The organism is Flavobacterium sp. (assembly GCF_044368995.1).
In the GTDB taxonomy this organism is placed as follows: domain Bacteria; phylum Bacteroidota; class Bacteroidia; order Flavobacteriales; family Flavobacteriaceae; genus Flavobacterium.
In genome coordinates, this window is record NZ_JBIPMS010000053.1 from 1 (window position 1) to 10,979 (window position 10,979).

At 32.7% G+C, this 10,979-nt stretch carries 10 protein-coding genes; 3 read left to right on the plus strand and 7 right to left on the minus strand.

From position 1 onward, the window contains the following. Both ACIQ2I_RS05300 and ruvB read right to left on the minus strand, forming a co-directional pair. The coding region (locus ACIQ2I_RS05300; RefSeq protein ID WP_396181394.1) for a hypothetical protein at positions 1-1,280 on the minus strand (1,280 nt) is incomplete at its 3' end. 610 nt (positions 1,281-1,890) lie between these two features. Further along, positions 1,891-2,913, minus strand: a complete 1,023-nt coding sequence (gene ruvB, locus ACIQ2I_RS05305; protein WP_396181395.1) for a Holliday junction branch migration DNA helicase RuvB — start codon at positions 2,911-2,913, stop codon at positions 1,891-1,893. A 133-nt stretch (positions 2,914-3,046) separates the two neighbouring features. Here ruvB and ACIQ2I_RS05310 point away from each other — a divergent pair, with 133 nt between their 5' ends. The 3 genes from ACIQ2I_RS05310 (at position 3,047) to mgtE (ending at position 5,623) form a co-directional block, all read left to right on the plus strand. Then, positions 3,047-3,373, plus strand: a complete 327-nt coding sequence (locus tag ACIQ2I_RS05310; RefSeq protein ID WP_396181396.1) for a DUF4286 family protein — start codon at positions 3,047-3,049, stop codon at positions 3,371-3,373. 131 nt (positions 3,374-3,504) lie between these two features. Continuing rightward, positions 3,505-4,281 carry a 16S rRNA (adenine(1518)-N(6)/adenine(1519)-N(6))-dimethyltransferase RsmA gene (rsmA, locus tag ACIQ2I_RS05315; protein ID WP_396181397.1) on the plus strand — a complete coding sequence of 259 codons (777 nt, stop codon included), beginning with the start codon at positions 3,505-3,507 and terminating at the stop codon, positions 4,279-4,281. Continuing rightward, the gene (gene mgtE, locus ACIQ2I_RS05320) at positions 4,271-5,623 is read left to right on the plus strand and encodes a magnesium transporter (protein ID WP_396181398.1); all 1,353 of its coding nucleotides are present in this window, start codon (positions 4,271-4,273) and stop codon (positions 5,621-5,623) included. Before rsmA ends, mgtE begins: the two co-directional genes overlap by 11 nt. Positions 5,624-5,709: 86 nt before the next feature. On the opposite strand, the gene ACIQ2I_RS05325 is transcribed toward mgtE, so the two are convergent. The 5 genes from ACIQ2I_RS05325 to ACIQ2I_RS05345 form a co-directional block, all read right to left on the minus strand. Further along, a complete protein-coding gene (locus tag ACIQ2I_RS05325; protein ID WP_396181400.1) occupies positions 5,710-7,476 on the minus strand; it encodes a cbb3-type cytochrome c oxidase subunit I in 1,767 nt (588 codons plus the stop codon). Between the two features lie 29 nt (positions 7,477-7,505). Beyond that, positions 7,506-8,666, minus strand: coding sequence for a cytochrome c oxidase subunit II (locus ACIQ2I_RS05330; RefSeq protein ID WP_396181401.1), 1,161 nt, complete (start codon positions 8,664-8,666; stop codon positions 7,506-7,508). Positions 8,667-8,689: 23 nt separating this feature from the next. Beyond that, complete coding sequence (locus ACIQ2I_RS05335; protein WP_396181402.1) at positions 8,690-10,222, minus strand: quinol:cytochrome C oxidoreductase; 1,533 nt, start codon at positions 10,220-10,222, stop codon at positions 8,690-8,692. A 26-nt stretch (positions 10,223-10,248) separates the two neighbouring features. Next, complete coding sequence (locus ACIQ2I_RS05340; RefSeq protein WP_396181403.1) at positions 10,249-10,809, minus strand: c-type cytochrome; 561 nt, start codon at positions 10,807-10,809, stop codon at positions 10,249-10,251. Between the two features lie 5 nt (positions 10,810-10,814). After that, the coding region (locus tag ACIQ2I_RS05345; RefSeq protein ID WP_396181404.1) for a quinol:electron acceptor oxidoreductase subunit ActD at positions 10,815-10,979 on the minus strand (165 nt) is incomplete at its 5' end.

Here is a 10,979-nt window from a genome sequence, read left to right on the forward strand (position 1 = left end):
GTTGAATTTTCAATTATTGAACTAGTAAAATTTATTCCGCTAAAATCTCCTGTTCCATATATTTGGCTTCCTTCTTTAAACCAAGCATCAATAGTTGAATTAGAAAAGAAAGCGTTAATAATTTCAATTTCTGAGAATTGAGGTTTTATACTACCATAGTTTTCAATCTTGATTTTTGAATAGTCGCCACCAACTATTTTTAGTTTGTAAAAATAACCTCCTGTAATTTTACTCGGTGTAACTTGTGTATTATTAAAGCTTACGCCTTGCCATAAGCTATTATAGAAATTACAAGCAATATATCTGGTATTAAAATGTATTAATCCATAAAACTTAATGTCGTCAAAAATACAGCCTTCAAAAAGTGTGTTGTTATGAACAATATTTTTAAAATAGCCATCTATTGAGTTATTAAACTTTGTATTTTTAAACGTAACGGTGTTAAGAGAAACTAGTCCGGAAATTTCAGTACTAAAAAGACAATTGCTAAAATTCGAGTTTTCAATTAAGGTATTATAAAATATCGCATCTCTTATCTTCCAAAAGGAGAAAAGCATATCCTTATTTGTGCCACCGTCTATTTTTGTTTCGAAAAAGTCATTTTCATTTGTTATCAAGTCCCTTTTTGCAATAATGTTGGATAAATTACAATTATTGAAATAGGTACCTCTGTATGAACCTAAACTTAAGTTTACATAATCAAATCTTTTAGTGTCAAATCTTAATCCATCAAAATTTAAAGCCTTTTCAGCTAATAATATATCAGTGCCTTTTTGGTCGAACAAATCTGTCTTGCCTGTAAAAACAAACTTTTGAAAATTATATATTTCCTTATTTATTATTTGAGTTTTAACATCAAAATTGGTGTCGTACAATAAATTAGAAGAACTTTGGTATATAATTTCAGGTGTGTTAAATTGATACCAACCTATTCTTTCTTTGATTACGATTTCACCATTTTGAAGTTTTATTTTTTCTGATAATTTTATTTTTGTCCAATTTCCAATTTTATTTAGAATTTCCTCTTTTATTATATTGCCAAAATAAAAATTTGAAAAGCTTACTTTAGATAAATTATTTAAATCTGGTGCTTCGCTATTAAATTTGATTTTCTCAATTGCACGGTCAATTGATTTAGTAGAAAGGATTAGTGAATCATTTTGAGATTTTATTTCTGAGGTTAGTTGATTGTTAGTTGTTACTAATTTTTCTACAGAACAAGATGAGAGTAAACCAACACAAATTAAAACCATTGGTAAATAAATTTTTATTGTTTTCATATTTTTTGGATTTGATGTTAATATTTGTCGTCTTTTTGGTGAGCTTGCCTGTAACTTGTATATGAGCGATACAAACATTCGCTTATCACTCCAATTCTGATTAGATTGACGAAGTTTTGTTTGCTTCATTACCCCGCAAAAGTATTCACGCGATTGCGAAGACTTAATTAATATTTTATAAATCTAAAAATATTTTTTCTTAAATAATACTGTTGATTCCGACTGCCTGTCGATTTCTAAAATTATAGTAAAAGTTTTCAGTTTATAGAAAGTAATTTTTTGAGGCAAAAAAAATTTGCTAGTAATTATATAGAAAATGGGCTTATCTTAAAAATATTAATTTCATCGAACTTAATTTTTGGTATAAAATGAATACAAAAAAATAAAAGGTAGGTTGAATGTTGTGGCAAAATTTTTGCTCTATTTTTTTACCACAAAAAATAGTCTGATGAAAATAACAAATAATTTGAAAGTTCAATTGGGTTTTACCCAAGATGAAATGGCGCTGAACTTTTCGGTTTCATGCTCGAAATGGTCAATGTAATCTATTAGAAAAAAAGCCCAGCTGCGAAAAGTCTTCTAACTTTGAGCTACACTCTCAAAATAAAACTTAAAAAAGTTCGCCTTTGTTAGGGCCTTTTATTCTTCCTAAATGTTTATACGCTTTTTCGGTAGCTTCTCGGCCTCTGGGTGTGCGCATTAAAAAGCCTTCTTGAATTAAAAAAGGTTCGTACACTTCTTCAATTGTTTCTCCGTTTTCTGACACTGCTGTGGCTAAAGTGGTTAAACCAACAGGTCCGCCTTTGAATTTATCAATTAAAGTAGTCAAAATTTTATTGTCCATTTCGTCTAAACCATTGGCATCTACATTTAGGGCTTTTAAGGCGTAACGTGCTATTTCTATATCAATACTTCCGTTTCCTTTTATTTGAGCAAAATCTCTAACTCTTCGTAATAAAGCATTAGCAATACGGGGTGTGCCTCTACTTCTACCCGCAATTTCTATAGCAGCTTCTATATCAATAGGCACTTTTAATATTCCAGAACTTCTTTCGATAATAGTGGCTAATAATTCGGTATTGTAATAATGTAAACGACTTTGGATTCCGAAACGCGCGCGCATTGGCGCTGTTAACAAACCAGAACGGGTTGTAGCGCCCACTAAGGTAAACGGATTTAAATTGATTTGTACCGAACGGGCATTCGGACCCGATTCAATCATAATGTCAATTTTATAATCTTCCATGGCAGAATACAAATATTCTTCTACTATGGGCGACAAGCGATGTATTTCGTCAATAAATAACACATCACGTTCCTCTAAATTGGTTAATAAACCTGCTAAATCGCCTGGTTTATCTAATACAGGGCCCGATGTAATTTTGATTCCTACACCCAATTCGTTAGCTAAAATACTTGCCAAAGTGGTTTTCCCCAATCCTGGAGGACCATGAAAAAGGGCATGGTCAAGCGCTTCACCTCGCTGATTTGCTGCCGCCACAAATACTTTTAAATTTTCAAGCACATGATCTTGTCCCGCAAAATCATCAAAACTTAGCGGTCGCAGTGCTTTTTCAATATCTAATTCTTGTGGCGTAAAACGCTCTTTGTTGGGATCTAAATTTTCATTCATCTTACAAATATAATATTTAGTTGGGAGTTTTTTTGTTTTTAACCACATAGAAATTAATCTTGATTTTTTTGAAATTAGTATTGATATTGATTTTTTGCCATTGAAAAAAGTATCTTTGTAAAAAATTAAGCAAATGATTATTTATAATGTTACCATAAATATTGACGACAGTGTGCACGACCAATGGTTAAATTGGTTAAAAACGAAACATATTGCAGAAGTTTTAGCTACCGGTTGTTTTTATAAAGCGAAACTTTCAAAAGTTTTAGTGGAAGAAGAAATGGGAGGCACTACTTATTCCATACAATATGCGGCAGAAAGTAAGGAACAACTTCAAAATTATTACAACACTTTTGCGCCGGAATTAAGAGAAGAAGGGCTGCGTTTGTTTGGTGACAAAATGTTAGCGTTTAGAACAGAGTTAGAAGTATTAAACGAGTTTTATAATAATGAAAACTAGTCAATTTGGGATTTACGATTTGGGATTTACGATTTGGGATTTACGATGTAGTACTTCGGCAAGCTCAGGATGACGGAATTTGCAATTCAAAATTTATAGTTCAAAATTTAAAATAAATAAACACATAAAAAATGTCCGTTAAAGCCAAAAAACATTTAGGTCAGCATTTTCTTAAAGATGAAGGTATTGCGCAGCAAATTGCCGATTCTTTGGTAGGTTCTAACTACAAAAAAGTGTTAGAAATTGGTCCTGGAATGGGTGTTTTAACAAAATATTTGTTAGAAAAATCGTACGAAACTTATGTTGTAGAAATTGACAAAGAATCCGTAACCTATTTAGAAGCCAATTATTTAAAATTGGCCAACAAGATTTTCTCTTTAGATTTTTTGCGTCACGATTGGCAAACGGCTTTTAATGATGAGCCATTTGCTATAATTGGAAACTTCCCTTATAATATTTCCACGCAAATTGTTTTTAAAACGTTAGAACTGCGTCAATTTATTCCAGAATTTTCAGGAATGTTTCAAAAAGAAGTGGCGGAACGAATTTGTAGTAAAAAAGGCAGTAAAGTATACGGCATTTTATCCGTTTTGGCCCAAGCATTTTACGAAGTAGAATACTTATTTACGGTACCACCAACAGTTTTTAATCCGCCACCAAAAGTAGATTCGGGTGTGATGCGCATGACGCGAAAAGAAAATTACGATTTGCCGTGCGATGAAAAATTACTGTTTAAAGTGGTAAAAACCGCATTTCAACAAAGAAGAAAAACCTTAAGAAATAGTTTAAAAAGTTTAAATTTATCCGATAAATTACAAGAAGATACTATCTTTGCACAAAGACCAGAACAATTATCCGTAGAAGAATTTATTTCTTTAACACAAAAAATAGCGGCAGATGGAATTTAAAATCAGTAAAGAACTTATCACGCAAATTGAAAATTTAATTCAGCAAAATAATATTGTTGATTTGGAAAGCATTTTACATGACATTCACTTTGCTGATATTGCTGAAATTATGAATGATTTGGATACGTCCGAAGCCATTTATATTTTCAACTTATTAGATTCTGAAATTACTGCTGAAATATTACTTGAACTTGATGAAGAAGTTCGTGAAACTATTTTAAGCACCTTATCTGCAAAAGAAATTGCCGAAGAGCTTGATGAATTAGATACCGATGATGCAGCAGATATTATTGCCGAATTGCCTCAATCTAAAAAAGCACAGGTAATTTCGGAACTTGAAGATGTAGAGCATGCCAAAGATATTGTTGACCTTTTACGTTATGATGAAAATACCGCAGGTGGTATTATGGCAAAAGAATTAGTACGAGTAAACGAAAACTGGACCGTATTAACTTGCGTGAAAGAAATGCGCCTTCAGGCAGAAAATGTTACTCGCGTGCATTCCATTTATGTAGTAGATGATGAAGACCATTTGAAAGGACGTTTGTCGTTAAAAGATTTATTGACCACTTCTACCAAAACACAAATTAGCGACATTTACATTAAAAAAGTGGATTATGTTCGTGTGGAAACAAAAGATGTAGAAGTAGCCCGAATTATGCAGAAATATGACTTGGAAGCCATTCCTGTTGTAGATGAATTAGGTAGGTTAGTGGGTCGTATTACCATTGACGATATTATTGATATTATAAAAGAAGAAGCTGATAAAGATTACCAGTTAGCTGCCGGTATCTCACAAGACGTTGAGGCAGATGACAGCATTTTAGAATTGACCAAAGCGCGGTTGCCATGGTTGGTTTTGGCACTATTTGGTGGGTTTATCTCCGTTAAAGTATTGGGTATTTTTGAACCTATGATGGAAAGTCACAGAATGTTGTTGTTCTTTACACCGCTTATTGCTGCTATGGCTGGAAATGTGGGTGTGCAATCGAGTGCCATTGTGGTGCAAGGTTTAGCAAACAATTCCATTACAGGAAGTTTATGGAACCGATTGCTTAAAGAATTATCATTAAGTTTATTAAACGGAAGTATTTTAGCTGGAATTTTGATTCTTGGGAGTCATTTTCTTCTTGGTTACGAATTTATTATTGGCATAACCGTTTCTATAGCATTATTAAGTGTAATTGTAATTGCCTCATTAATTGGAACATTTATTCCAATAGTCTTAGATAAATATGGTGTAGATCCTGCTTTAGCGACAGGACCATTTATAACTACCAGTAACGACATCATGGGAATTATTATTTATTTTACTATTGCCAAATTAGTGTTGGGAATTTAAATTTACTTTTCAGAATAAAAATAAAAATGTCCTAATTACATCCACAAAAAAAGTCCTAATTCACATTAGGACTTTTTTTATATATTTTAGTGATGTAATTCTACTTCGCCTTTTTTCATTGGTACATTTTGCGGTACAAAATCTTCATCATGACCTGGTTTACTGTAGTCATATGGCCAACGGTATACAGCAGGGATTTCTCCTGGCCAGTTACCATGCATATGTTCTACTGGTGCCGTCCACTCTAAAGTATTAGAACGCCATGGATTCATAGGTGCTTTTTTTCCTTTGAAAATACTGTAGAAGAAATTCCAGAAGAATACCAATTGGAACGCCGCTCCTACTAAAGCAAAAACAGTAATTAATACGTTAGTATCTGCTAACTCGTCAAATAATGGAAAGTTAGAGTTGGTATAATATCTTCTTGGTAATCCTGCCATTCCAATAAAGTGCATTGGAAAGAAAACGCCGTAAGCACAAACAGCAGTTACCCAAAAGTGAATGTATCCTTGTGTTTTATTCATCATTCTTCCAAACATTTTTGGAAACCAATGGTATACACCAGCGAAGAATCCGTATAATGCTGAAATACCCATTACTAAGTGGAAATGCGCTACAACGAAATAGGTATCGTGTACATTAATATCCAAAGTACTGTCTCCTAAAATAATTCCTGTTAAACCTCCAGTAATGAAAGTAGAAACCAAACCAATTGAGAATAACATACCTGGATTTAATTGTAAGTTACCTTTCCATAATGTAGTAATATAATTAAACGCTTTTACAGCAGATGGAATGGCAATTAATAAGGTTGTGAATGTAAATACCGAACCTAAAAATGGATTCATCCCTGAGATAAACATGTGGTGACCCCAAACAATTGTTGATAAAAATGCAATTGCAATTATTGATGCGATCATCGCACGGTATCCAAAAATTGGTTTTCTAGAGTTGGTTGCAATTACTTCAGATGTAATTCCTAAAGCTGGTAATAATACGATATATACTTCCGGGTGTCCTAAGAACCAAAATAAGTGTTCGAATAAAACGGGTGAACCACCTTGGTAATGTAATACTTCACCTTTAATAAATATATCAGATAAGTAGAAAGACGTACCGAAACTTCTATCGAAAATTAATAATAAAGCTGCAGAAAACAATACTGGGAATGAAATAACTCCAATAATTGCAGTTACAAAGAATGCCCAAACTGTAAGTGGCAATCTCGTCATAGTCATTCCTTCTGTTCTTAAATTGATAACTGTTACAATATAATTTAATGAACCCATTAATGATGATGCAATGAAAATAGCCATAGAAACTAACCATAAAGTCATTCCCATTCCAGAGCCTGGAATCGCTTCTTCAATTGCAGAAAGCGGAGGATAAATTGTCCAACCCGCAGATGCAGGACCTGATTCAACAAATAAAGAGGCAATCATTACTATACAAGAAACAAAGAACATCCAGAATGATAACATATTCATGAATCCAGAAGCCATATCTCGAGCACCAATTTGCAGTGGAATTAATAAATTACTAAACGTCCCAGATAATCCAGCCGTTAAAACAAAGAATACCATGATGGTTCCGTGAATAGTAACTAAAGCAAGGTAAATATCATTTCTCATAACACCACCCGGAGCCATTCTTTCGCCTAAGAATACTTTAAAAATTTCAAAAGATTCTTCTGGCCAAGCAATTTGCATTCTGAAAAACAAAGATAAAACTACCCCTATAATTCCCATCAACAAACCTGAAATTAAATATTGCTTAGCAATCATTTTATGATCAATACTAAAAATGTATTTAGTAATGAAAGTATCTTTATGATGACCGTGATCGTGTGACATAATAATTATATTATTTTTTGAATCTTAATTTAATTTTTTTCTACAACTTGCGCTAACATTTTTGTAGTATCTACTACAACTTTAGCATCTGCAGGATTAGCTGCAGGATCTACTTTAGGAGTGTTAGCTTCTTTTACTACTACAGAAATAGTTTTTTGTTCTTTTAACCATTTTTGGTAATCTGCTTCCGACTCTACAATAATTTTCAACTGCATGTTGTAATGAGAAGCGCCACAAATTTTATTACATAATAATAAATAGTCAAAAGTATATGGTTCTAAAGCTGGTTTACCTTCAGCAACTAATGCTAAAGACTTTTTGGCTCTAATTTTATTAATTCCATCAACTTTTTTCATCATCATAGCAGTACCACGCATATCTGCTGTAGTTAAAGTTGGAACGAAAGCAAATTCTGTCACCATTCCAGGAACACAATTCATTTGAGCTCTAAAGTGAGGCATGTAAGCCGAGTGCAAAACATCTTGAGAACGCATTCTGAAATGTATTTTCTTACCAACTGGTAAATGAATTTCTGCTACTACTTTATCATCTTGTGAATTTGGATCAGACATATCAACACCAAGTGTGTTTACATCTTTTATATAACGCACATTGGCTTTACCTAACGTATTATCTTCTCCAGAATAACGTGCTTCCCAAGCGAATTGTTTGGCATATAATTCAATATTAATAACTTCTTCATCTTCATTTACAAACATAATTTGATTCCAAGTATATAATCCATAAAGAATTAAAACAGCCAATACAATTACAGGAATTATAGTCCACAATGCTTCTAATTTGTTATTATCTGCAAAGTACAATGCTTTTTGACCTTCTTTACCTCTGTATTTAAATGCAAAATAATGCAATAAAAACTGAGTTAATGTTTGAACAAAAAAGATAATTGCCATTGAGATATTCATCAAATTATCGACATCTTTACCATGTAATGAGGCTGGCGTGTCTAAAACAAAGCTTCCCCATTTAACAAATGAATAAATTGTAAAAATGTATATAAATGCTACAAATGCAAACATTAAATATCCATTTATATTGTTGTCTTTATCTGTTGCTACGCCAGAGTCATCTCTTTTTGTACCTATTTGAGTTAGACTAAATATCTTAGATAATTGCCAAGCGGCAACTCCTAATAAAACTATGATTAAAAGTATCAATAAACCGTTCATTTGTTTATTTCGTTAATTAATTATTAATAATGAAAATGCTTGCTTTCTTCTATATATGGATTTCCTTCAGAAGCTAGTGGTGCTTTTGTTAATGCCGTAAACACAACAAAAATAAATAATCCTGCAAAGAAAAGTACCGAACTAATTTCCGACACACCAATAAACCATTGATCGCCAACAGTTGCAGGCATAATCATATTGAAAAAATCAACATAATGACCCGCTAATATTACAATACCAGCCATTACAACTACCCAATTAAGGCGTTTAAAGTCGGCATTCATTAATATTAATAACGGAAATACGAAATTCATCACTACCATTCCGAAGAAAGGTAAATTATAGTTTTCAATACGAGTTACAAAATAAGTAACCTCTTCAGGTATATTAGAATACCACATTAACATAAATTGAGAAAACCATAAGTAAGTCCAGAATACACTAATACCAAACATAAATTTAGCTAAATCATGTAAATGCGATTTATTAACTTCTGGTAATAAACCTTTGTTTTTTAGGTAAATAGTAGTTAATGTAATCATAGTAATACCACTTACAAAGAAACTTGCAAAAACATACCAACCAAATAACGTACTATACCAGTGAGGATCAACAGACATAATCCAATCCCAAGACATCATAGATTCAGAAATAATAAAGAAAACTAAGAATATCGCTGCAGCGTTATAGTTTTTCTTAAAGAAAGACATATCCCTAGTTTGGTCTAGCTTAATTGAATTTTTTCTAGACACATATCTATATAAATTCCAACCAAATAAGAAAATTACTGCTCTAATTAAGAAAAAAGGTACATTTAAAAATCCAGTTTTACCTGCAATAATACGGTCATAATTAGGACTATTAGGATCCGATACACCATCTGCCATCCAAGTGAATAAATGATTAAAGTGGAAACCAGAAAGCGCTAATAAAATAAAGAAAATGATTGAACCTGGTAAAACATAAGCCGTGATGCCTTCCATAACTCTAAATAACATTGGCGACCAACCTGCTTGTGCTACCCATTGAATGGCGTAAAAAGCTAAAGCCCCAACAGCAATTAACATAAAGAAAATACAGGCTATGTATAATGCAGACCATGGTTTATTTTGCAATTGGTGTTTTACGTGCTCAACATGTTCTTTGTGTTCCACCTCGTGGTTAACTATTTCTTTGTTATATTTACTTACGTAAACGTCACTTTTATGGTTTGTTACAACAGGTACAATTGCTACTACTGTAGAGTCATGTGATACATGAGCAGTAGTATCAACAGCGACATGAGCCACTTCATGATGTAATGAATCTACACTTTCAACTTTATGAGTTGAAGCTTCATGAGAAGTGTGTGCTTCCGTATTAGCATGTTCCTCATGAGTTGCTGCGGCATGAGTATCCTGGTGTGCACCACTATGATGCGCTTCTTGCTCTTTTAGGATGGCTTCAACATCTTCATTGGTTTTAGGAGCCGTCCAGAAACCGTATCCGATTCCTAAAATACCTAATACCATTAAGGCGAATGAAAAGCTTTTTAATCTACTAGAAAACTGGTACATATTTTTATTTTTTCTAAAAAGTAATACTATTTTAATTCTGATTTAAGTTTCATAACATAATCAGCTACTTGCCATCTTTCTTCTTTTGACAACTGATTGGCATGAGAACCCATTGAGTTTAAACCATAAGTAACAACATGAAAGATGCTACCAGTAGTAATTACTCTATCTTTATAACTAGGAACCCCTAGGAATTTTTCTCTTTTTACTAAATTTCCTTTACCATCTCCAGCTTCACCGTGGCAAATTGAACAATAAATGGTAAACAATTCTTTACCTCTTTCTGAGTCAATTTTATCAGGAGTTAAAGCTGAACCTAAAGTTTTAGATAAAGCATATCCTTCTGGCGTATTTGGAATTTCATAAGGAACATAACCTTGTTTGATGGTTCCAGCTGGCGGAATTTGACTTACTCTTCCCTTTTCACCAGTTGGGGAATTAAATGCTTCAGATTCTCCATAGGTTTCATAAGAAACCGGTTCATACATGTTTGGAAAAAACTGATAATTAGGTGCAGATTTATCAAAACAAGAGGTCATTAGCAAAGATGCTCCTACTAGTGTCAATATATTTAAAATACTTTTCATACCTATTAATGCTTATCAATTACTTTTACTTCTACTGCTCCAGTTTTTTTAAAGAAAGAAACCAATTCTTCTTCGTTATTATGAACACCAACTTCCATTAAAAAATGGTCATCCGTTGTTCTTACATCTGGATTTTCTGCTTGTTTGAATGGCCATAATTTGCTTCTCAT

Bases quoted from the DNA above. Each gene is read 5' to 3' on its own strand.
- ruvB (WP_396181395.1), bottom strand. From the start codon at position 2,913: ATGAATGAAAATTTAGATCCCAACAAAGAGCGTTTTACGCCACAAGAA.
- ACIQ2I_RS05310 (WP_396181396.1), top strand. From the start codon at position 3,047: ATGATTATTTATAATGTTACCATAAATATTGACGACAGTGTGCACGAC.
- rsmA (WP_396181397.1), top strand. From the start codon at position 3,505: ATGTCCGTTAAAGCCAAAAAACATTTAGGTCAGCATTTTCTTAAAGAT.
- mgtE (WP_396181398.1), top strand. From the start codon at position 4,271: ATGGAATTTAAAATCAGTAAAGAACTTATCACGCAAATTGAAAATTTA.
- ACIQ2I_RS05325 (WP_396181400.1), bottom strand. From the start codon at position 7,476: ATGTCACACGATCACGGTCATCATAAAGATACTTTCATTACTAAATAC.
- ACIQ2I_RS05330 (WP_396181401.1), bottom strand. From the start codon at position 8,666: ATGAACGGTTTATTGATACTTTTAATCATAGTTTTATTAGGAGTTGCC.
- ACIQ2I_RS05335 (WP_396181402.1), bottom strand. From the start codon at position 10,222: ATGTACCAGTTTTCTAGTAGATTAAAAAGCTTTTCATTCGCCTTAATG.
- ACIQ2I_RS05340 (WP_396181403.1), bottom strand. From the start codon at position 10,809: ATGAAAAGTATTTTAAATATATTGACACTAGTAGGAGCATCTTTGCTA.